Source organism: Neorhizobium sp. NCHU2750 (assembly GCF_003597675.1).
GTDB lineage: Bacteria > Pseudomonadota > Alphaproteobacteria > Rhizobiales > Rhizobiaceae > Neorhizobium.
Map to the genome: position 1 here is coordinate 2,887,014 of NZ_CP030827.1, position 18,578 is coordinate 2,905,591.

The following is an 18,578-nucleotide window of genomic DNA, read 5'->3' on the forward strand; positions in this document are numbered from 1 at the left end:
GATTATGCTCCTGCCTGGAAAAGAGCGCCGTAGTTGACGCGGCGGAAACCATCCGCCCCCTTGCGCACAACGTCAGGCCGGACTTTTTCGACCTCTTGTGCCATGACGCCAATCCGCTTCGGGGCGTTCTTGCCCTCGCCTTTGTAACGATAGGAGTACAAGCCTCCGACCTTCTTGATGTCGGTTTTCGCGTCCTTGTCGGAGAGCGAGAACAGGCCAGCAAGGCCGCCGAGGAGCGCGCCGCCATTTGCCTGCTGCTGCTGGTATGCAGCCATGTCGGCCTGATATTTCTGACCTACGAGGCCGGCATAATCGACCGTCGGCATGCTTTGGCCTTGCGTGGGAACAAACTGCGGGTTCGTCACCTGACCGCCAGAGAGCAGCGCCGAAATCTCGTTGATCGGCTGATTGCGCAGCGCATACTGCTCGTTGAGGTAGGTAGCCCGTGCCTGGTTCTGCGCATTGTTCGCCGACTGCTGCGCGTTGAAGGTTTGATCCTTCAGGGCATTATTCGCCGCCGTCGCGCTGTTCTGGTTGCTGAACATCTGCTGGTTAGCAGTGTTCGCGAACCCGGCGTTATTGGCATTCTGCGAATACTGCTGGGCCTGAGCCGAGTTCTGGAATGCCGCTTGGTTGGCTGCAAGCCCTGCCAGACGCGACTGCTCCTGTCCTGCATTCAGGATTGCGCCGTAGCGAGCATCGTTCTCCTGCCTCGTCGCGGCGTCGATTGCGCGGTCATACGCGACCGATCCGGGCTCAAGCCCCTGCTGGCGAAGGCTGTTATCCAGTGCCTCACGGCTTGCGGTAAGCTGCGGGTTCATCCGCTGCATGAGAGCGTCTTCGTACTTCGACGTATCGAAGTCGACGTTGTAGCTCTTCGTGATGTCGCCCGCCGGCGCGATCGAGGTTTGGAGTTGAGGACCAGAGCCAAACTGCTGATAGGTCGGAACCTGCAATTTCGACGGATCGGCAGCGGCCGGCGCCCCATTGAGATTGAACGGCGTGCCAAGGAGCCCATCGAGGCGACCTGACTGGTTTGCAGCGAGGCTCGCAAGGTTCAGGCTTGCCTTGTCATTCTGGTTCTTGATTGCCTGCTGTTGGGGGGAAAGCGTCTGCGTGACGGTCGTGGTCGGCACCTGATAGGTCGCGCCCGTCGTCGGGTCGGTGACAGTTTTCATGTCACCATAGGTGTATTTCAGGCTTCCGTCCGGCGTGTTCTGATTGATGTTGCCGAGATAACCGTTCGCGATGGCCGTCGTGACGTTTGTGCCGGTCTGAGCGGCCGCAGTTTCGCGGGGATCAGGAGCCTTAGGCGTGTCTTTCTTGCCCATTTACGACCTGCTCTTTCTGTTGACAGCATGATTGGCCCACTGGTCATCGGTGAAGGTGAAGATGATCTCCGCCTCGTCGCGTCCGTGCAGCCTGGGAATGACGTATTTGTTGAAGCCGAAGTCTTCGCAGATCTTGGCCATGGCTCGGTTCGTCTCAGCCACGCGTACGGCCACCATCTGGCAGCCAAGTTGCTCGAACGGGTATCCGAACATTTCTTTCAGCACCGGACGGGTCAGCCAGCGCTTGCTTATGGACGCCGCCGAAAACTCGATGACGCCATGCTGAGGGTAGTAGTTGTTGTAGATGACACAGGCGATGAGCTGGTCGTTTTCGATCACGCCAAAAGAAACGAAGTCCCTGAAGCCGGTGCAGCCATCGATATGGCGCGCGACGAAATCACCGAACGCTGCGTTGAGTTCAGGAAGCGCATGGCTCGCCCATACGACTTCGATCGTCATGCGCTCTGCTCTCCCAACGCAACCTGCATGGTTCCGAAATCGAGCATCACCTTTAGGGCAAACGGGCCACCGGAGACGACGACACAGCCAAGGGCGAGCGTGTCGCCGGCTGCCCGGACGTTCTGCCGATACTCAAACCGGAACAGCGACGACGAGGCGTCCCATTTCGCCACGTCCCAGAGACCGACGTCCCATTCCGACGCGCCTTCTTCGCTTTCGGTGACTTCCGAGAAATTCGGGATCCGATCGTCGCCGTCGGCGCGGGCGAAAAGGCGCAGTTTCGGCTTTTCCTTGGCCTTGACGTGCATCTGCCCAAGGGTCGCCTCTTTGCGCTGACCAAACGTCCCTGCTGTCAGGAACTGCGACAGGTAAGCGGCCTGGAACGGTTTGCCGTCGTCAGTACCGGTGATGTCGCCCTGCCACACCAGACCGTTGAGCGAGCCAAAGAACAGACTGCCCTGTATCGAGCCGAAGCAGGTTGCCTTCCAGTTCTTGATGATGCCCCATGCACCCGTCACCGCATTCATGACGAAGGTCGTGTCAGGCGAGACGATATTGTCGGGAAAGGAAACGAAGATCAGCTTCTGCTCGGGCCAATAGGTAAGAGCCCAGCCAGACGACACCGCGGTCGCCGCCATCGTCCAATCATCCTCGATCGGCCGAGACTTCGACAGGGTCGAGAGCGATTCTGCGCTGCGCTGGAGAACCTGCGACATCGGGATCAGACCGGAGACTGTCGCCACCAGCACGTCACCGCCAACCTTGATGAAGGCGTTTTTCCCCAGCGGCTTGCCGATCTGGTAAACGCCCTGCAGAGTGAACTGGCCGGCCGTGTCAGGATCGGAGCCCTGGAAGATAGCAACCTCGCCCTCAGTCGTCACGAACACACAGAACTCGTTGGGGCCGCTACCGCTCTCGATTGACCAGTTGAAGCCCATCAGCAGCGAACCGCCGTTCTTGAAGGTGCTGCCCAATGGGAAGGCCTTCGCCGCACCGCTGATCGCCTCTGTCGGCAGATAGTAGGCATCCATCGTGCCTGCCTTCACGAAGAACTCACGCTTCTTGAACAGCCAGCCCTGCGAGAGCTGTGCAGTCGTCGTCGTATCTCCGGCCGGGAACGTAATTGCCGGCGTGGTCCAACTGGTGCCGTTGTAGACCTGGCGCGGGTTCGCGCCGTTGGTGATGATCAGGTAGGAGCCGGACGCGTTCGAATGCTGGAATGCTGACCAGTCACCGCTCACCATGCCCGACAGGACGGGAGCCGTAATGACCGGAGGAGCCGCGGGCGATGTCATGTCGAAGATTGCCGAGGCAGTAGCCATGAACAGCTTCTCGGCGCCTCCATACTTGAACGTGAAGGCTGTGACGAAATCAGCCCCGCCTGCAATGAGTGCCTTCTTCTTCGACCCGCCACGGATGCGAGCGCCTGTCAGCGTCGGCAGCCAGTTATTCAGGACGGCAGCGGCACCGGGTAGCTCATCCGACAATGCAGTGGTTGTGTAGAGACCCTTGGCCGGCGCCTGGAACGTCATAGGCGTCGATTTCTGTGGCGGAACGGCGCGGATCGGACCGCGGTTGGACTGTGCCACTCGACCGGGGCGAAGCTTCATCCTCGATCCTCCTCAGTGGCGGCACCAAGGGCGGCCTCAAACTCAGCCAGGGGATCATCGTAGGCCAGCCCCTTCTGACGTTTCCAACGCCAGATGAGATCAAGCACCAGCAGATCTTCGGGGAACGCGACGGTATCGTCGTCCGAGCTCCAGTCGGTCTTGCCCTTCGTATCGCTGCCAATGATCCAGTTTTTAGTGATGTAGGTGAGCGTGCCGCCTACGGCGTCGGCTACCGGTGAAAACTCGATCTTCTGGCCGTTCAGGTAGAAGAATGGAGTTACCGATGCCACGCGCTTGATCACCGTCCACTGCGACGGGTTCTTGACGGGCCGGTAGAAGTCGCCAATGACCGACATCACCGCGCCACCGTCAATCATCCGGTCATAGTCTTCCGGCAAGGGGCTGGGGATCTGCTCGATCGGGGATACCTTCTCAAGGCACTTCCAATCGAACCGGCCGGCAATCTCTTCACCGCCGATCTTTGCCATTTCCAGCATGGTCGAGGCCTGCGGATCGCTGGAGCCATAGACGCTGCCGAACTGATCGAGACTGACCACATCGCAGACGCTGTTGATGACATCGAGAATGCTCATGGGGTCAAGCCTCCGACCATCACCTGGCTATTGCCCCAGCGTGCGCCCTCGTCCTGAAGCGACAGCCCCAGAAGGGCGCCTTCCTTCAAGCTGCGGAAGTTTGAGACCTTCTCGACGTTCTTCTCCCAGATGCCGATTTCCTCGACGAGCGCGTACAAGTAGGCGTCAGGCGCCTTCTGCAGCAGCCAGTTCGTGGGATTGTCGATCGTGAGCGGCGGGATCTTGGCGTAATAGTCGATCGAGATGTCACCTGAAGCGACCGGTCGAACCTTGATCGTCGAGCCGACGACGGAATAGGCGCGCGGGAAGCCGCCACCCGAGCCATAGCGCCGGTTCAATTCCTGCAACGACCACGAGGAAAGCCCGTGCCCTGCCGGGCCGAGGATCATGCGAGCCTCAAGGAAATCTTCTGGCAGAGAGCCATCACCCTCGACGATCGACACGATGGCCGAGGTTTCCATTTCGCCCACGCGGAGAACGCGATTGATCTTCGCCTCGGCGAGGCCAATGAAGCGAGGGAATAGGTGCGCGACGTCGTCACGGTCCGAATACTCGCCGACGTCGACGAGCAGCGATGCATAATCTGAAATCGTCATCACGCTACCCGGAAGCCTTTGGAGGCTCGTTGAAACGCCCGCTCTGCATCGATCAGGCGTGAAATCTCTTCATTGATGCGACGGAACCCATCAGGATCTTTTTCCGGATCGGGCCGGCGCGCTTCCAGCTCGGCAAGCTGCTGGCGTGCGTCGGGGCTCATACGCGGCCTTCCTTCGTGCGCCAGGCGCGGTTATCGCTGTCGTTGAGAAAGCGAGAGACGAACTTGTCGTCTTGCTGTGTGATGGCATCCACAAGCCCGCTGTCGTAGGCCATGTTGAGCGGGACAGAGCCGATCTTGTGCCAGTCACCCTTCCATCCTGCCGGCGTCTCCTGACGCTCCAGCAGGTTCTGCTCGACGAGGTGATGAACAGGATAATCCGTGCGGAATATCGTCTGTTGTCCGTCGAAATAGCGCCATACGGAACGGCCCGTGGCATAGTCGTAATCGAACAGTTCCCAGTCACCGTCCCGTATGGCCATGTCAGATCACCGCTTCTTTGAGGGCGTCATCTTGCCGGCGTATTCGCCCTTGCCCTCGTCGATAAGCTTCTGCATCTCGTTGAGCGGCATCTCGACGACCTCATCACGCGGATGACGGACGCCCTGACCATCCCACCAGTCATAGAGCAGCCGAACCGGATAGACGTCTTCGGCAACGTCGGCGGCATTCACAGAACCTGCGGTCGGCAGATCCTGCGGCTCAGCTACCGGCTGCACCTGGGAAAGCTCGACAGCGAGAGCATGAGCTTCTTTCGGATCACCCGGAGCCGGCGCGACTGGCTGGCCTTCGGCTTTCTTGGTGGCTTCGACTTCAGCAGCCGTTTCGACGCGCATGCCGCCCATATCCGGTACAAGTCGAGCCTCGCCTGGTGCAGGTGTCGGAGCCTGCTTCTCATCTATTTTCTTGTTCATGGTCGTTTCCTCAATGAAAAAAGGCGGCCCGTTATTAGGCCGCCCGTTGCTCGTTCCCCCGCCTGTCGGTTAGACGGTCGGGCTGAGGCCGAAGACATCAGCAACAACGCCATGAGCGGCTTCGTTGCTGATCTTCAGGTGACCTTCGCCGATGATGACGAACTTCGTGTTGTCACCGGTCTTGGCGATGTCTTTGTCTTCCTTCATTTTGCGGAGCCATTCCCATTCGGCATGATCCGGGTCGATGAAGAAGACGTTGCGGGCCACTGCGGCGCTTGCGGCCTGAACGCGGTTCGGGTGCATCAGCACCTTGCCGAACGGGCCTTCATAGAAGTCCGCATTGGCAACGATGGTGCGACGGCCGCCGTCTTCCGCCGAATAGCGGAACTGAGCGACAGACGGATCGGACATGAAGCCGACGAAGACCGACTTGACGTACGGCGCTGCGAAGACGTGCTTCACGTTGCCGCCGGCCTGGTACGCAGCCTGCATGACACCATCGGCAAGAGCCTTTGTGAAAGCGCGCTTCGTGCCATCCGTCGCGGGAACGGTCACCTTCGTGGTCTGGTTGAAGCCGCCGTTGGCGCCGCCGGCACCGCGGGAGACGTTCGTTTCCAGCCAGGAAGGAAGACCGCCGGAGACGCGGGTTGCGCCACCGACCGAACCGACGTTGGAGACGATCGAGAACTCGACGTCCTTACGCAGCTCGATACCCTTCTTGAGCTTCTGCTTCTTGACTTTTTCCACGTCGCCAGCGTTGCTGACTTCTTCCTGCGTGTTGGAAACCACGCCATCCTTGCGGAAGATCTGCGTGTAGTTGCCGACACGGACAGGCGGAGCGGTCGCACCGAAGGTGTATTCGTCACCTTCCGTGTTCACGTTGGCGCCGGGAGCTGCCAGCTTGTCGATCTCCCATTCCGGGTGCACGCCATCGGCCTTGCCCTTGGAGATGATCGAGTAGATCGGGGTATCTTCCGGCGTGATACGGGAGACCACGTTCGAAAGGGTTTCTTTGTTGCCGACGGCCGTGGTCGTCGAATAGGTGTTGGCAGGCGCTGCCATGGTCATTTCCTCGATAGCTTGGGGTTAATCCCAATCGACCTTGAGCGCGTCATCGATCGATCCGGACTGTCTGAGCCGAGCCATTGCCGTTTTCTGCTTGTTAGCCTGCTGCGCTGATGCGTTCTGCGCTCGTCCCTTCGCCGCTGGCGGAGGAGCGTTGTTCACCTTCGTCATGGCCTTCCGACGCGCTGCGACGGCTTTCAGGCCGATCTGGGCGTAATGAGCCAGTGCGAACAGGCGATGATCCGTGACGCCTTCCATCTCCTCGTCGGAGTAGCCGAGTTCACGGGCAGTTTCGAACGCTTCCTTGAAGAAGGTTTCGCGCTTGGCCGGGTCCGCGGTATGCGGAAAGACCTCTGCGAGCTTGGCGCTTTCATCTTTCAGAAGAGCGTCATGCTGTTCCTTCGTCAATTGGCCGGCAACCTGCTTCGGCACATTCGCCATTTCGAGGATCTGGTTGACCCGCTGGGCAGCGGTTTCAAACATCACCCGTTGGCGCGTGTACTGATCAGGGTTCTGCATCGCCAGCGCCGGATCTGGTTCCGGTGGCATCTGGGCAATCAGAAATTCGGCAAATGCTTTGGCGGTGTTGTTCACGCGGTCAGACATTTCGGAGAGCGCCCGGCCACGATTGCCGAGTTCCTGTGTCTTCGCGCTGTAGTCGCGCTGGCGCATGTAACCGAGCTTAAGCTCCTTTACGGGAACCTGCTCACCGCCCTTGAGAGTGACGACGGTTTCGTCGAGCTTGGTCTCTTCAGACTGCTCTTCGTTGCCGGTTCCATCATTCTCGTCGTCGGTACCTTCGCCTTCGCCGGTCTCTAGGCCTTCATCGGCCGCACCCGTCTCGCTATCGGTCTCGTCGGCTCCACCGGTGGGATTGTCCGCGACGTCGCTGAAGTCTTCTTCATCGTCGTCTTCGGGTTCCCAGACACCGCTGTAGTCATCGGAGGTATCGAGGTCAGTCGAGGGTTCAACGGTTTTGCTCCCGCCGTTGGTCGGCAGGTTGGCACTCTCGTTTACAGTCATGGCTTTCCCTATTGGGTTTTGGCCCTGGCGTTATGCCGGGGCGCGGGTTCCCGAGGCCTTGGCTTCCTCCAGCAGGAGGTTGAGCGTATCTCGGAAATTCCTGATCGCGCGTACTTCAGCCGCGTAGGCTGCGCGCTTGGCGTCATCCGTGATTTTGGCGCCTATAATTGCGTCTACCGCGTCCTGCTCCATCTCGTGGAGGAGCAACAAGGTCAGCGGGTTTTCGATGAGGTTGCGGGCTGCTGCCGTCTTCTGTTCGGGCGTCATCCTGCAGCACCTCCCAATACGACAGGCCGGGGCGCATTACCCGCCATGATTTCAGCCATGTTCTGCTGCCGGCGAAGCTGAAGCTCCTGGTCGATCTGGTAGCGCTTGCGGGCGTCTTCCATCTCAAGTTCCTTCATCTTCAGACGCTCGTTGGATTCGGCCTGCATGGTGGCTATCTGAAGCTGGCTTGCTGCCTTTGCCTTTTCGGTCTCGGCCTGCATCTTCGCCTTTTCCATTTCAGGATCGGGCTTGTTCGCCATCGAATCCATCAGCGACTTGAGCTGTTCCTCTGTCGGCTTGGTGAAGAACATGTCCCCAGATGGCAGGCCGACGGCTTCGACGAACTTCTCAATGCCGTTGTAGAGGTTCTGAGGCGTCACAAACGGGTTGTTCACCGCGCCCAGGCTCTGAAGCAGCTTTTCCTGCAGGTTCATGACCGCCTGCACTGCCATCATGTCGCGCTCGCGTGTGCCGGCCCCTAGGCCGACATTGACGGTCGCATCCATTTCGGCATTCCACGGCCGGGGATCGAACGTCACCCACTGACCACGCAGCTTCAGCGTGCGCGGCTTGTCCTGATGCTTGATCGTCAGGCGGAGCAGGCCCTTGAACACCCGCTTGAGCCCGCGCGCCACCGTGCGAACCATCAGTTCGGTCTGGCCGATACCCGATTGTTCGATCAGCGCTGATGCCTTTGCAGTGACGTTCTGTAGCGCGTCAGGCGGTAGGCCAGCAGCGGAGTCCGAAATACCGGTGCGCTCCTGCCCCTCGTTCTTCATGTACTCGATCATCTGGAAGGATCGATCGCCGACGAATGGCACTTCGGTCCATCCAAGAGCTTCACGCCAGTTGCCAACCGTCGCCTTCATGCGGATAGGTTTTCCGAACGATGGGTTCAGCACCGAGTCCGGGTTCTCGACTGTCCCGGTCTTCACGATCGGCTGGGGCTTGTTCTGCCAGTAAATGTTATCCAGTGTTTCGCGTAGCAGAACCGTGTTGACCTTCTGGATTTCCATCAGATCGTCAGCGATCGATACTCCTTCTCGCTGATGCGGCCTGCGTTCGGTCGTGATGTCGGCGAATGGCACCTCGTCCCACTCATCGTTTTCGAGCTGGAACTCCTGCTTGATCGATCCGACATAGACCAGGCGGCGCAGCTCGGCGATGCCGTCGTCGTCTTCGTCGACCCGGACATAAAGCTCGTAATACTCAAGCTCTTCCAGCTCGCGCGCGCCGCTTTCATCACCACGGTCGTACATATCGCGCCTGCGAGTGTCTTCCTCTTGGTCCTTCTCGTCGTCGCCGTCGCCGGCTGGGATGCTCTCGATCTTGGCTCGATCGTAGCCCATCGCGATCAGGTCGGACCGCGTGTATTTGTCGTTGAACCCGACAATTGGGCTCTCCTCGATGTCTAGCGCGTTCGGGTGGATCAGGAACTTCTCGCCCGGTACCGCCTCGATCTTGTTCTTGCCGCGCTCATCGCGTCGTCTCAGCTTCAGATCGTAGACAGGCATAAGCTGCATGCTGCCGTCGGGCTGCTGCATCGCCTCAAGCTTCTGCTCCGCTTCCAGAACCGTGACATTGTCGTCAGCCACGAGCTGGACGAGTTCATCTTCGCCAACGCCTGTATGCTCCGAGACCGAGACCGTGATCTTCTTGTCGCGATACCAGCGGATAATCCCGTTGCGCAGCTTCAGCGCGTCGTTGATTGCGTCCTGCACCGCCTCATAGCCGTTGCTCTCGGGAAACACGACATAGTTGATGTAGTCGGTTGCTTGTGCTGCATGCTCTTCGTCGCCCTCGGCAACGGGCTCAAACTCAACGACCTTATCATTGCCGAGAATGGTTCGGATCAGAGAAGGAAGAGCCTTCTTCGTGATCGCACGGACATCGCGAGAAACGACCTCAGACCGGCCAACCTGTGGCGTCATGCCGGGGTCGGTCATCTTGCCGTCGAAATACTCGTTCGCCCGTGTGCGGTCCTTCTCGCCTTCGTCGCGATAGGTCTCGCAATCCTCGACAAGCGACTTCACGACCGACGTGAGCCGATCGATTGTCTTTTCGCCATCAGCCATCAGGCCACCCTTACGGTCTTGAATTTATCCCATGCGTCATCGTCGTTCACCGGTGGCGTGTATCCATCGGTGAAGGTCATGAACGCGTCGGTGCCGTGACTATGCTCGTCGTGCCGCGGGTAGTTCCGCCACACGCCCATCTTCTCATCCCAATCACGGCTGTAGTTTTCGATATGCTCAACGCCCTTGGCGGTCTCAGCCTCGTCGAAGCAGCAGCCAGGCAGTTTGGCACGAACACCCATGATCGCATTCTGCTTGTCCGGGTTCCGGGTAACTGTCGTGAACATCCAGCCCTGAGCGGCGGCCATGGTCTTGATCGTCTCTGCCTTGCCCGACGTTCCAGTCTGGCGGCGATGGTCGATGTCATGCGGCCCGTAATGCACACCCCAGCGCGCGCCGCGTATCGTTGCCCACTTATCGAGCCAGTTGAAATAGTAGCCCAGACCCATGCCGCTATCTTCGAAGTAACCAACAAAGCGATTATCGCCGGCTACTTCCTGATGCAGCCATATCGACTGAGTGTCGCCGAGGCCGAAATCCCAGAACGTGTTTACGACGATGTTCGGCACGAACGGGAAGCTGCCGATCCTGCCACGCTGGCGCAGCGCCCGCATCTCTGATCCGAAGTAAGCGCCCTCTTTCGCGGCCCGGAATGCCTCGTCTGGGGTCGACGGATATTCCTTCCACATGTCATCGCCTTGCTCGGCCTTCTTCGCGACGTACCACCACTTCTGTGGGTCGGTCAGGCGAATGCCATGCTCTGATGCCAGCTCGTCGAAATACTTCTGGTCTTCAGCGGTTATCAGCACCTCTTGGAAGAGCTGATACGTCGCGTCCTGCCACCATGGGAAAAAATGGAAGCGGTAGTCCATATCCCCCGGCTCTCTGCCACTGTCGATTATCTTCCGGGCCTGCTGAACCTTATCGTAGAAGTCACCGCCCCTACCCTCTGCCGTGCTCTCGATGAAGCAAAGCTGTCGAGCTGCCAGCGTGTTCAACGAACCCGACTTCACTTCCTTGGCCTTGTCCGGCGCCTTGGCGCAGATCTTCCCGTATTCGGAAATATGCAGCAGGTTCTTCGTGCCGGAGCGAAGAGATACTCCGACCTCGACACCTGAGCCGTTGCTGAACTCCACCTCAGTCTGGTTTTCCGTCGTGATCTCGACCGCGCGCTGGATAGCCTCAGGCAGCCGAGCATACGTGAACTTGATCCTATCCAGCAGGTTCTGTGCGTTCTTGATCGTGTCCGCGATCAGGCCTGCCGAAAAGTGGGTATTGAAGATGCAGCAGTCGAGCGCCAGGATGAGGATGAACGTCGAGAATCCCATCTGCCGGGCTTTCAGCACGATGTTCAGATAGTGCAGCTCGTCGAGCAGCTTTTCCTGAGCCGCATTCATCTGAAACAGCACGACGTTGCCGTACTTGTCCTCGATGTAATACAGGTTGTTCAAGCGCCACCGGCGATCAGCCCAGCGCTCGACTATCTCCTCACTTAGTGCGGGTGCGCCCATCGATCGCCTGCATCAGCGCTGTAATGCTGTCGCCTGCCTCAACCGTCGTTTTCTGGTCGATATCCAGCTTGTCGCCGTATTTCTTCGGCTGCAGCTTCGATGCCATCCACTGACGGGTCTTGATACGAAGGTCAGAGCGGCGCAGCGCTTCTCCATTCTCCTGCCAGCCGATGTTTTCACCGTCGGCGTTCCGCTTTTCCATCCAGTCGTTGCGGCCATCGTCGGCAATGTCGATCATGTCATCGAACAGAGCGTCGGCCTGCATTTCGCGCGCCCGCGCGTACTTGGTCGCGAAACCAGCGTTTTTATCATCAGACAACCAACGCAAAACGGTCGCCTTGTCTGGCATTGCATCGTCTTCACAGATCGAGCGAAGGCTTTCCCCGTCCGCAAGCCGAGAGCAGATCTTGTCGACCAGCTGCTCGCTGTATTTCGTTGGGCGTGCCATTTACCAGAGTGCCACCAGGTTGGTTGCCGTGGTGTTGACGGCATTGATGCGCGCTACACGGATCGGCAGCAGCGTGCCCGCTGGGACGGCCTTGAACACGACCACGTTGCCAGAGACGTCAACAGCAGCGATATCGCCAGCGCCACCCACATAGATGGCACGGGATACAAAGCCGAGGTCATTGCTGGCATGGGGCGTGACGGCTGCGAACTTCCCAGCGGGCGCATTGATTGCATTCCCGCCGTTGGCGAGATCCTGAGCGGCCATTGAAGCCTCCTAAAGTTGATGTTCCGATTTGTCCGCTTGCGCCGGTATATGTGGGGGCTTCCGTCCCCGGAGCGGCCGGCGAGGTTCTGAGCCGCGAGCGAAACCTTGTTTTCATGCAATGAGGCCCGGGATCGGTTGCCCTAGCCTGGATAACCCGCTCCCTCCAAACGTCAGAAGAAGTTATTGCACGCGAAGGGGCAGACCATTGTCACCCCCGGCTTGAGTTGAACCCGACCGATACGGCAACGCCACAACCGATCGGGAAGCATCATCGTGAAGCGCGTCAAGACGTCGCCTCTGCCTGGCTCATGGTGTTGACCGCCGTGCCGCAATCAACACGGCTCGAACGAAGGGCGCGAACAATCGCATCAACCACGAAAGCTTGCTCGCTCGAGATAACCTCGATGACATGCCCGTCGATCAGGATCGCTGAACCATGGGAAGTTTTGACCACCTTGGCGAAGCGGCTGTCTTCGATGAACTGCTGGATCGCCTTGTCGCGCTGCGCGGTGGCTTCATCATTCGGAGCGTTAAGCATGTTCCACACCCTCCGCTTCGTCGTCACTCACCGGCGATTTCACACCCTTTGCGCCAGGCGGTGGCGGCTTCGGCTTGTCGGCGTCCTTCAAGAAATGCACTCGGCGATCGAGAAGGCCCGCAAGGTCTTCACCCATCGTCTGAGGGCGAGCCGGGATCATGCCGAGGACCACGACCAAGGCGTCGTATGCCTGAGCCTTCGGCGCGAGGAAGGCGATCTGACCGCGCAGAGCCTTGATTTCGTCGCTGGCGCGCGATGCCATGGCAATGAATTCCTGCCGATCGACGACTGTTTCGTCTTCTGCACTCATCTGGAAATCCTCTGGTTGGTGGTTGGATACTGGCAGGCCGCGACGTGCTGCTTCGCCCAGCGCCCTCTGAAAGGCTCCTTGGCTGGGTACCCCTTACCGACTTCAGTTCGGGCCAGATCTTCGTTATGCGGTGACGTGCTTGACCGCCCACATGACCGACTGCTCGGCATTTGTCAGTGCCAGCGAAAGTTCACGGCTCTTGCCGGTCTCGTTGATGATATCGATGAGGGCCTGACCGGCGTCCTTGATCTTGACCATCTGCGCCTTCTCTTCGTCACTGAGGACGCGATAGGTATGGCGCACGGCGTTGTTCACGGTGCGGGCGTCGGATTCGCTTTTGACGTGCTCGGTCATTGTTGCCTCTCTGGGTTATGACAAAGAAAAACCCCGCACGATGGCGGGGCTAGGTGGGTACGGGAAGCACCTAGCTAGCAGCTCTATCCTCGCTGCGCAGGGTTTACGGCCCTGGCCCTCGGCACCGAACGGAGATGCTTCCCGATCTGAATTATCGTCCCGAGTATAGTCTACTCAGGCAATCGAACTCTCCCTCCGTGAAAGAAAGACCGGTATCCGATTGGTGTCCGCAACCATTCGCGGTGCATACGGACGCTATTAGGAAAGGGGGTGATCAAATGATCGAGAAGATAAACGAACTGCTGCCCTTGGGATACTTCCTGCTGACAGCGCTGCAAATTTACCTGAACCACCAAAAGCAAAAGGCCGCCCGGTGACTAATCGGACGGCCTTCAATTTTTACCACGGAAACCGTGGATTTACACTTGCGTCCCCACGGAAACCGTGGGACAACAATGTTACCGAAGCAATCCCGCTTCGGTAGGACTAGGAGGGCCACATGAGCATCAAGCTCACCGTCCAAGTCCGGATCGGAAGATGGAGACTGACTATCTCCATTAGCCGGTAACCGGGGGCCGGAGGGGTCTAGACCACCCTTCCGGTTCCCGAAGTTTATCAATAGAAAGGTGAAAATTCAATGTTCAGGTTAACGACTGTAACCGGCGAAAACATCCTCAAACACTGGCGCACTGGTGCCCAGATTTCGCAGGCGAAATTCGCTGCGATCATGGGCATTCCTGTTCGGACATATGAGGATTTAGAGGCGGGCCGGGCCAAAGTCAGGGACGTGCACATCTCCGCCGCGTGCTGGGCTCTTATCCAGCTAGCATCGGAAAGCCCGCTGAAAATGGGTTTCCTGCCGCCTGAGATCAGCGCCGTGATTGAAAAGCTGAAATGAAAAGCCCCGTCGTGCAGGGCCTCTGGCGGTGTGCGTCACGCGCAAATCACCGATTATTTCACGCAACATGGCATTCGGTGCCAACTATGCCAAGCGTTTTGTAGGCAATTTCACCAAGAATTTCGATTTTCATGGTGAAATCACACATTAGCTGCGATCCACGCATCGGTGATAGCCGTTTCGAACCTCTTACGGGCTGTTTCATCACTTCGACCGATGTACTTGCCGATCACGCCGAACGACAGCTCGAAGGATCTCCACCAAAGGATCTGCCAAGCGGCTCGGTCCAGGTGACGGACCCACGCCAGCGCATAAAGGCAATCCGAGACATCGGCCGGCGACGGCTGGAAGCGCGGACCAATATCCTCGACCGAAGCGTAAGCCGTCACGGATTCCTGCACGTAGTCCGGCGACGACGACTTCACGATGAAGAACCGGCGCTCCCGATCGGGCATGGCGCGCAGCGTTCGCATGGCCGTCATCAGGCGACCTTCCACTTCAGTGCGGGAAACCTTCACCTTTGACGATTTTACGCGAGGAGCCGGCGTCCTTGGCGGCTGTGGCGGCAGCTTCATGCGAGCCGTAGGCATGCGGCTATCCTCTGGCAGCACCATGCAGCCAGGAGCCGGCAGCGCAGGCTTCTTCGGCTTCGGCTGGCGTTTCAGTTTGATCTTCGGCATTACAGCGCTCTCCTCGCATTCGACTTCAGCAGCGCCCGGCGCTCTGGGGTAAGGAAGCAATAGGCAGGCCGCCAGTTGATCGCCTTTGCCAGCGGCATCGACGAAGCGTCCGCGCGGTACCAGTTGCCGTCGGCATCGAGGAAGAACCTCACACCTTCCGCAGCGAAATGCCCGACCATGTCGTCAAACAGCAGATCGCAGATCAGGCCGACCGGAGCTTTCTCGCTCATCGGGCGCCACGGATTTTCCCGGTCGTGAGCCTCACGGGCTTTGCGTTCGGCTATGGTCATCGACCCAACTCCTTCAGAACTTCACCGGCGATCGCGTGGGCAAAGGCGATGACCAATAACATGGCGACATATGCATCTGGGACTGTTCCGAGATACCAGGCCCATGCGGTCATCCCTGCGTAAACGTAGGAGATAAATCGCAGGTCGGAGCTGCGAGGTTTCGTTTGGAGGACCATCCGCTGGGTCGGCAGCGGATCGATATTCATCCGCTTCAGGTCTTCGCTGATCGACACCGCAGCGGCTATCGCCGCCTGTCGGCATACGTCCATGACATTGTCGCGCAGCTCTTCGACAGATGAGGATGCCGCATCGATGTGCATGGAATGCGCGAGGTGAACACCTATCGGGTCACCGTCGAAAGCCGGCCGGTCGTAGATTGCTTGGGCAGCATTATCGAGCATCGCAGAATGATCCGTCATGCCTGTTGCTCCAAGCAGATGCCCACGCAGAGATAGATACACTCGTCGCAGATGAAGTTGTTCGTTGGTCCGGCAATCAGCTTGCGGACCTCGTGCTGGCTCTTTCCGCAGAACGAGCAATGAAGAACCGTTTCTGGCTTTGCCTTCAGCTTTTTCAACTCGGCTTCGGCCACCTCGGCTCTCCGCTCGGCCTCGATTTTCTCACGCATCGCGTCGAGTAGCTGCTGCTGTCGGCGATCGCGCTCCTTTCTGCTGAAAATCATGCCGCCCTCCCCACCTGCCGGCGCTTCTTGCGCCTTGAGCGCACCTCTGTCGGCAAAGGCCCAACAGGGTGAACTCTTGGTGGGTTCTTCATCGGCGCCCCACACCAGTACGGGCCGCGTGGTTTCGTCGGAAAAGGGATGACCTTGCTCATGCTGCTTGCTCCCACTCGCGCCAGTTAGCGCCGTCTTCGGGTTGGATGAGATTTGCCGGGACGATGCAGCCTGGCTTGCCTGGTGCTGGGCCCCATTTGGTGGAGGCCCATTTGCCCTCGCGCCGGCCATATGTGAGGCGCTTCGTCCACGTAGCCTCGTCGACGACGGCTGGCGAGACCGATGCAGTCTCTGCAGCGTTGTTCCAGCTTTCGCCGTTGAGGAATTTCGATGCATGCCGAATGAACCGGGGCTCGCTGCCGGCCACCTCGGCAGCGAATGCGCGAAGGCCGGCCATGATCGTGTCGAGGGAGGCAACGCCGCGAGCCTTGAGGAACGCTTTCAGAGCATCCTTCTTTTCGACCTTGCGAGGATAGGCAGGCCAGAACGTTTCGTTGAATTCAGCTTCAAGAGCTTTTTTCTTCGAAAGGGCCTCATTCACCTTCGCGGCCGGAGGCTGCGATGAGGAAGAATCTTTATCTTCTGTATCTGTCTCTGTCTCTGGTCTAGCATCCGCTTGCGGAGCGCTATCGTCCGCTTGCGCTGGTCTAGCATCTGCTAGCGTATTTTCGAGAAAACCGCATGAAATCAATGGCTCAAGATTTGGCGTCGCATCAAGATACGCAACGCGCTTGAGGTAAGCCGGATTGTTCGGAACGAAGCCATTATTCCGGGACGCGACCAGCATGCACACAACTGCTAGCAGCTTGCTAGCATCGTCTACGGAAACCCAATCCTCGCTAGCGAGAAGAGCGAAATGCAGCTTGATCCACGGTGGATTTCTATCCTTGTAATGCTGGAATTGCTCCCAATTCCGCACCTTGAGTTGAGGGGCTTGGGCCATTAGTCGTCACCGCTCTGGTTCGCGACATCGACAATCTTCCGAGCAACATCAATCGCCTTCTCTAGCGGGATGACGACGAAGACATCTTCATTTTCGATGTATGGGTCAGCCTGCCGCCTGATGACGATATCGCCATCATCGTTTTCGTAGACGGCGATCGCATCTTGGGAGCGAACGATTATGTCGCCCGCTTTAGCTGCTTCATTCCAATCAAAGTCTGACATCAAAAATACCTCACGGCGTTGCGAACAGCCGAAGACGCGATGTCGACGAATAGGTCGATCGTTCGTACTGATCCGTTGCGCTGCTTTGCGATGATGAATTCGAGCTTGTTCTCGCACTCGGCGAGCTTATCCAGGCGCTCCATATCGGCGTCTGGGTCTTTCCCCTTCTGGTGGGCGAGGTAGTAGGCCTCCCGGTAGAGGAAGGCGACCGTATCGGCGTCCTGCTCAAGAGAGCCAGAATCGCGCAGGTCGGCCAACATCGGCCGCTTGTCTTCCCGGCTCTCGATACCGCGGCTGAGCTGGGATAGCGCCACCATCGCGATATTGTTTTCGCGGGCGATCTGGCGAAGGCCAAACGATATTTCAGACACCTCGTTGTTGCGGTTGCCGGAGTATCTCGACGAAGCAGATAGAAGCTGCAAGTAATCCACGATCAGAAGGTCGATCGTCTTGCCGCCTTGAGCGGCGACATCCTGCATCCGGTCGAGCTTTACCCGCAGGTCGGCGATCGAAAGACTGGGCTGCTCTTCGATCCACAGAGGGAGCTTATTGAAATCCTGCTTGGCGGCGACAATTGCTTCGAAGTCGTTCTCGTTGACGCGACCAGTGATAAGGTCGTTGTACGGAACCTTGATGTTCCAGTCGTAAGCGATGTCAGTAAGGGCGCGCATGGCGAGGCGGCCGGATCGCATCTCTAGCGATATGAAGCCTACACCGGCACCGGATCGCGCGGCCTTCATACCAACGCCGAGAGCAACGGCGGTCTTGCCCATGCCGGGACGAGCGCCAAGGATGACCATTTCGCCCTTGTGGATGCCGCCTGTCGCTTGATTGACGTCGGTCAGGCCCCAGGTGATGCCAGTGAGGCCTGCTCCGGATGTCATGGCCTTCTGCGTTTCTTCCAGCGCTTCGTCGGCGGCTTCTGAGAGCGAATAGCGTGTCCTGCTCCTACCTGCACCACGCAGACCCGCTGCGACGTCATCGAGCGCACGTGTAGCGGTCCGGATCAGCGCGCCAGCATCAACCGAAGGGTCGGTAGACGCCAGACGCACCCGATCGGCCTCGATGCCGGCGGATATACGGCCCCACTGCTGAATGAGATTCGGCACGCTGTTCTTCAAGCCGCCGGCACCGCCGACGGTGTATCCTGCCAGACCGGTGAGATATTCCCGAAGTGGTGCTTTGAGATCGTCGGACAGCCGCTTTACGTCCTCAGGCGTGAACATCCTAAAGACGAGGTCAAGCCTCGAAGATCCGTATTGATCTGCCGCCATCTCAATGGCTTCGAAGATCCGTCGATGAACAGGCTGGATGAAATGCTCGGCCCGGACTGTCCCGCGAACAACGGAATGCTGTCCAGAAAGCAGAAGCGCGCCAAGCACCTCTTGCTCCAGTTCGGGAACGAAGCCGCTTTGGTCGAGATTGAGGGCGACGACGGGCAGCTGCATTA

At 58.6% G+C, this 18,578-nt stretch carries 25 protein-coding genes and 1 pseudogene; 1 reads left to right on the forward strand and 25 read right to left on the reverse strand.

Annotated elements, in window-relative coordinates; all coding sequences use genetic code 11:
- Window positions 1–2 precede the first annotated feature (2 nt).
- The 18 genes from NCHU2750_RS14170 to NCHU2750_RS14250 form a co-directional block, all read right to left on the reverse strand.
- The gene (locus NCHU2750_RS14170; RefSeq protein ID WP_119941085.1) at window positions 3–1,331 is read right to left on the reverse strand and encodes a tail fiber domain-containing protein; all 1,329 of its coding nucleotides are present in this window, start codon (window positions 1,329–1,331) and stop codon (window positions 3–5) included.
- Window positions 1,332–1,790: a GNAT family N-acetyltransferase gene (locus NCHU2750_RS14175; RefSeq protein ID WP_245480248.1), complete on the reverse strand. Its 459-nt coding sequence runs from the start codon at window positions 1,788–1,790 to the stop codon at window positions 1,332–1,334.
- Window positions 1,787–3,400 carry a hypothetical protein gene (locus tag NCHU2750_RS14180; protein ID WP_119941086.1) on the reverse strand — a complete coding sequence of 538 codons (1,614 nt, stop codon included), beginning with the start codon at window positions 3,398–3,400 and terminating at the stop codon, window positions 1,787–1,789. Before NCHU2750_RS14180 ends, NCHU2750_RS14175 begins: the two co-directional genes overlap by 4 nt.
- A complete protein-coding gene (locus NCHU2750_RS14185) occupies window positions 3,397–3,993 on the reverse strand; it encodes a hypothetical protein (protein WP_119941087.1) in 597 nt (198 codons plus the stop codon). Before NCHU2750_RS14185 ends, NCHU2750_RS14180 begins: the two co-directional genes overlap by 4 nt.
- Window positions 3,990–4,589 carry a phage adaptor protein gene (locus NCHU2750_RS14190; RefSeq protein WP_119941088.1) on the reverse strand — a complete coding sequence of 200 codons (600 nt, stop codon included), beginning with the start codon at window positions 4,587–4,589 and terminating at the stop codon, window positions 3,990–3,992. Before NCHU2750_RS14190 ends, NCHU2750_RS14185 begins: the two co-directional genes overlap by 4 nt.
- Window positions 4,589–4,750: a hypothetical protein gene (locus NCHU2750_RS30540; protein ID WP_162939630.1), complete on the reverse strand. Its 162-nt coding sequence runs from the start codon at window positions 4,748–4,750 to the stop codon at window positions 4,589–4,591. Before NCHU2750_RS30540 ends, NCHU2750_RS14190 begins: the two co-directional genes overlap by 1 nt.
- On the reverse strand, window positions 4,747–5,070 hold the full coding sequence (locus NCHU2750_RS14195; protein ID WP_119941089.1) for a hypothetical protein: 324 nt from the start codon (window positions 5,068–5,070) through the stop codon (window positions 4,747–4,749). The genes NCHU2750_RS30540 and NCHU2750_RS14195 overlap by 4 nt, the downstream gene beginning before the upstream one ends.
- 6 nt (window positions 5,071–5,076) lie before the next feature.
- Window positions 5,077–5,502 carry a hypothetical protein gene (locus NCHU2750_RS14200; RefSeq protein ID WP_119941090.1) on the reverse strand — a complete coding sequence of 142 codons (426 nt, stop codon included), beginning with the start codon at window positions 5,500–5,502 and terminating at the stop codon, window positions 5,077–5,079.
- A gap of 69 nt (window positions 5,503–5,571) precedes the next feature.
- Window positions 5,572–6,564 (reverse strand): DUF5309 domain-containing protein, encoded by a 993-nt coding sequence (locus NCHU2750_RS14205; protein ID WP_119941091.1) that lies wholly within the window; start codon window positions 6,562–6,564, stop codon window positions 5,572–5,574.
- A 24-nt stretch (window positions 6,565–6,588) separates the two neighbouring features.
- On the reverse strand, window positions 6,589–7,590 hold the full coding sequence (locus NCHU2750_RS14210) for a hypothetical protein (protein WP_119941092.1): 1,002 nt from the start codon (window positions 7,588–7,590) through the stop codon (window positions 6,589–6,591).
- A gap of 30 nt (window positions 7,591–7,620) precedes the next feature.
- Window positions 7,621–7,857: a hypothetical protein gene (locus NCHU2750_RS14215; RefSeq protein WP_119941093.1), complete on the reverse strand. Its 237-nt coding sequence runs from the start codon at window positions 7,855–7,857 to the stop codon at window positions 7,621–7,623.
- The gene (locus NCHU2750_RS14220; protein ID WP_119941094.1) at window positions 7,854–9,932 is read right to left on the reverse strand and encodes a portal protein; all 2,079 of its coding nucleotides are present in this window, start codon (window positions 9,930–9,932) and stop codon (window positions 7,854–7,856) included. The genes NCHU2750_RS14215 and NCHU2750_RS14220 overlap by 4 nt, the downstream gene beginning before the upstream one ends.
- Window positions 9,932–11,443 (reverse strand): terminase large subunit, encoded by a 1,512-nt coding sequence (locus tag NCHU2750_RS14225; RefSeq protein ID WP_119941095.1) that lies wholly within the window; start codon window positions 11,441–11,443, stop codon window positions 9,932–9,934. Before NCHU2750_RS14225 ends, NCHU2750_RS14220 begins: the two co-directional genes overlap by 1 nt.
- Entirely contained in the window at window positions 11,421–11,891 is a 471-nt protein-coding gene (locus NCHU2750_RS14230) for a terminase small subunit-like protein (protein WP_119941096.1), read from the reverse strand. The genes NCHU2750_RS14225 and NCHU2750_RS14230 overlap by 23 nt, the downstream gene beginning before the upstream one ends.
- On the reverse strand, window positions 11,892–12,158 hold the full coding sequence (locus tag NCHU2750_RS14235; RefSeq protein ID WP_119941097.1) for a spike base protein, RCAP_Rcc01079 family: 267 nt from the start codon (window positions 12,156–12,158) through the stop codon (window positions 11,892–11,894).
- A 283-nt stretch (window positions 12,159–12,441) separates the two neighbouring features.
- Window positions 12,442–12,696 carry a hypothetical protein gene (locus NCHU2750_RS14240; RefSeq protein ID WP_119941098.1) on the reverse strand — a complete coding sequence of 85 codons (255 nt, stop codon included), beginning with the start codon at window positions 12,694–12,696 and terminating at the stop codon, window positions 12,442–12,444.
- On the reverse strand, window positions 12,689–13,006 hold the full coding sequence (locus NCHU2750_RS14245) for a hypothetical protein (RefSeq protein ID WP_119941099.1): 318 nt from the start codon (window positions 13,004–13,006) through the stop codon (window positions 12,689–12,691). Before NCHU2750_RS14245 ends, NCHU2750_RS14240 begins: the two co-directional genes overlap by 8 nt.
- A gap of 123 nt (window positions 13,007–13,129) precedes the next feature.
- Window positions 13,130–13,360: an Acb2/Tad1 domain-containing protein gene (locus NCHU2750_RS14250; protein WP_119941100.1), complete on the reverse strand. Its 231-nt coding sequence runs from the start codon at window positions 13,358–13,360 to the stop codon at window positions 13,130–13,132.
- A 637-nt stretch (window positions 13,361–13,997) separates the two neighbouring features.
- Between NCHU2750_RS14250 and NCHU2750_RS14255 the strand changes: the two genes are divergently transcribed.
- Window positions 13,998–14,258, forward strand: a complete 261-nt coding sequence (locus NCHU2750_RS14255; RefSeq protein WP_119941101.1) for a helix-turn-helix domain-containing protein — start codon at window positions 13,998–14,000, stop codon at window positions 14,256–14,258.
- Between the two features lie 140 nt (window positions 14,259–14,398).
- On the opposite strand, the gene NCHU2750_RS30945 is transcribed toward NCHU2750_RS14255, so the two are convergent.
- From NCHU2750_RS30945 to NCHU2750_RS14290, 7 genes and pseudogenes are all read right to left on the reverse strand, one after another.
- Window positions 14,399–14,938 (reverse strand): DUF6362 family protein, encoded by a 540-nt coding sequence (locus NCHU2750_RS30945; protein ID WP_245480249.1) that lies wholly within the window; start codon window positions 14,936–14,938, stop codon window positions 14,399–14,401.
- The gene (locus NCHU2750_RS14265) at window positions 14,938–15,228 is read right to left on the reverse strand and encodes a hypothetical protein (RefSeq protein ID WP_119941102.1); all 291 of its coding nucleotides are present in this window, start codon (window positions 15,226–15,228) and stop codon (window positions 14,938–14,940) included. The genes NCHU2750_RS30945 and NCHU2750_RS14265 overlap by 1 nt, the downstream gene beginning before the upstream one ends.
- Entirely contained in the window at window positions 15,225–15,629 is a 405-nt protein-coding gene (locus NCHU2750_RS14270) for a hypothetical protein (RefSeq protein ID WP_162939631.1), read from the reverse strand. The genes NCHU2750_RS14265 and NCHU2750_RS14270 overlap by 4 nt, the downstream gene beginning before the upstream one ends.
- Before the next feature lie 23 nt (window positions 15,630–15,652).
- Window positions 15,653–15,805: pseudogene (locus NCHU2750_RS14275) on the reverse strand (ClpX C4-type zinc finger protein); the annotation flags it as partial.
- A 253-nt stretch (window positions 15,806–16,058) separates the two neighbouring features.
- Window positions 16,059–16,904 carry an LvrA C-terminal domain-related protein gene (locus NCHU2750_RS30545; protein WP_162939632.1) on the reverse strand — a complete coding sequence of 282 codons (846 nt, stop codon included), beginning with the start codon at window positions 16,902–16,904 and terminating at the stop codon, window positions 16,059–16,061.
- Window positions 16,904–17,128 carry a hypothetical protein gene (locus NCHU2750_RS14285; RefSeq protein ID WP_119941105.1) on the reverse strand — a complete coding sequence of 75 codons (225 nt, stop codon included), beginning with the start codon at window positions 17,126–17,128 and terminating at the stop codon, window positions 16,904–16,906. Before NCHU2750_RS14285 ends, NCHU2750_RS30545 begins: the two co-directional genes overlap by 1 nt.
- On the reverse strand, window positions 17,128–18,576 hold the full coding sequence (locus tag NCHU2750_RS14290) for a replicative DNA helicase (RefSeq protein ID WP_119941106.1): 1,449 nt from the start codon (window positions 18,574–18,576) through the stop codon (window positions 17,128–17,130). Before NCHU2750_RS14290 ends, NCHU2750_RS14285 begins: the two co-directional genes overlap by 1 nt.
- Window positions 18,577–18,578 lie beyond the last annotated feature (2 nt).

Coding starts and splice junctions, on each gene's coding strand:
- NCHU2750_RS14170 (WP_119941085.1), bottom strand. CDS start 1,331: ATGGGCAAGAAAGACACGCCTAAGGCTCCTGATCCCCGCGAAACTGCG.
- NCHU2750_RS14175 (WP_245480248.1), bottom strand. CDS start 1,790: ATGACGATCGAAGTCGTATGGGCGAGCCATGCGCTTCCTGAACTCAAC.
- NCHU2750_RS14180 (WP_119941086.1), bottom strand. CDS start 3,400: ATGAAGCTTCGCCCCGGTCGAGTGGCACAGTCCAACCGCGGTCCGATC.
- NCHU2750_RS14185 (WP_119941087.1), bottom strand. CDS start 3,993: ATGAGCATTCTCGATGTCATCAACAGCGTCTGCGATGTGGTCAGTCTC.
- NCHU2750_RS14190 (WP_119941088.1), bottom strand. CDS start 4,589: ATGACGATTTCAGATTATGCATCGCTGCTCGTCGACGTCGGCGAGTAT.
- NCHU2750_RS30540 (WP_162939630.1), bottom strand. CDS start 4,750: ATGAGCCCCGACGCACGCCAGCAGCTTGCCGAGCTGGAAGCGCGCCGG.
- NCHU2750_RS14195 (WP_119941089.1), bottom strand. CDS start 5,070: ATGGCCATACGGGACGGTGACTGGGAACTGTTCGATTACGACTATGCC.
- NCHU2750_RS14200 (WP_119941090.1), bottom strand. CDS start 5,502: ATGAACAAGAAAATAGATGAGAAGCAGGCTCCGACACCTGCACCAGGC.
- NCHU2750_RS14205 (WP_119941091.1), bottom strand. CDS start 6,564: ATGGCAGCGCCTGCCAACACCTATTCGACGACCACGGCCGTCGGCAAC.
- NCHU2750_RS14210 (WP_119941092.1), bottom strand. CDS start 7,590: ATGACTGTAAACGAGAGTGCCAACCTGCCGACCAACGGCGGGAGCAAA.
- NCHU2750_RS14215 (WP_119941093.1), bottom strand. CDS start 7,857: ATGACGCCCGAACAGAAGACGGCAGCAGCCCGCAACCTCATCGAAAAC.
- NCHU2750_RS14220 (WP_119941094.1), bottom strand. CDS start 9,932: ATGGCTGATGGCGAAAAGACAATCGATCGGCTCACGTCGGTCGTGAAG.
- NCHU2750_RS14225 (WP_119941095.1), bottom strand. CDS start 11,443: ATGGGCGCACCCGCACTAAGTGAGGAGATAGTCGAGCGCTGGGCTGAT.
- NCHU2750_RS14230 (WP_119941096.1), bottom strand. CDS start 11,891: ATGGCACGCCCAACGAAATACAGCGAGCAGCTGGTCGACAAGATCTGC.
- NCHU2750_RS14235 (WP_119941097.1), bottom strand. CDS start 12,158: ATGGCCGCTCAGGATCTCGCCAACGGCGGGAATGCAATCAATGCGCCC.
- NCHU2750_RS14240 (WP_119941098.1), bottom strand. CDS start 12,696: ATGCTTAACGCTCCGAATGATGAAGCCACCGCGCAGCGCGACAAGGCG.
- NCHU2750_RS14245 (WP_119941099.1), bottom strand. CDS start 13,006: ATGAGTGCAGAAGACGAAACAGTCGTCGATCGGCAGGAATTCATTGCC.
- NCHU2750_RS14250 (WP_119941100.1), bottom strand. CDS start 13,360: ATGACCGAGCACGTCAAAAGCGAATCCGACGCCCGCACCGTGAACAAC.
- NCHU2750_RS14255 (WP_119941101.1), top strand. CDS start 13,998: ATGTTCAGGTTAACGACTGTAACCGGCGAAAACATCCTCAAACACTGG.
- NCHU2750_RS30945 (WP_245480249.1), bottom strand. CDS start 14,938: ATGCCGAAGATCAAACTGAAACGCCAGCCGAAGCCGAAGAAGCCTGCG.
- NCHU2750_RS14265 (WP_119941102.1), bottom strand. CDS start 15,228: ATGACCATAGCCGAACGCAAAGCCCGTGAGGCTCACGACCGGGAAAAT.
- NCHU2750_RS14270 (WP_162939631.1), bottom strand. CDS start 15,629: ATGCTCGATAATGCTGCCCAAGCAATCTACGACCGGCCGGCTTTCGAC.
- NCHU2750_RS30545 (WP_162939632.1), bottom strand. CDS start 16,904: ATGGCCCAAGCCCCTCAACTCAAGGTGCGGAATTGGGAGCAATTCCAG.
- NCHU2750_RS14285 (WP_119941105.1), bottom strand. CDS start 17,128: ATGTCAGACTTTGATTGGAATGAAGCAGCTAAAGCGGGCGACATAATC.
- NCHU2750_RS14290 (WP_119941106.1), bottom strand. CDS start 18,576: ATGCAGCTGCCCGTCGTCGCCCTCAATCTCGACCAAAGCGGCTTCGTT.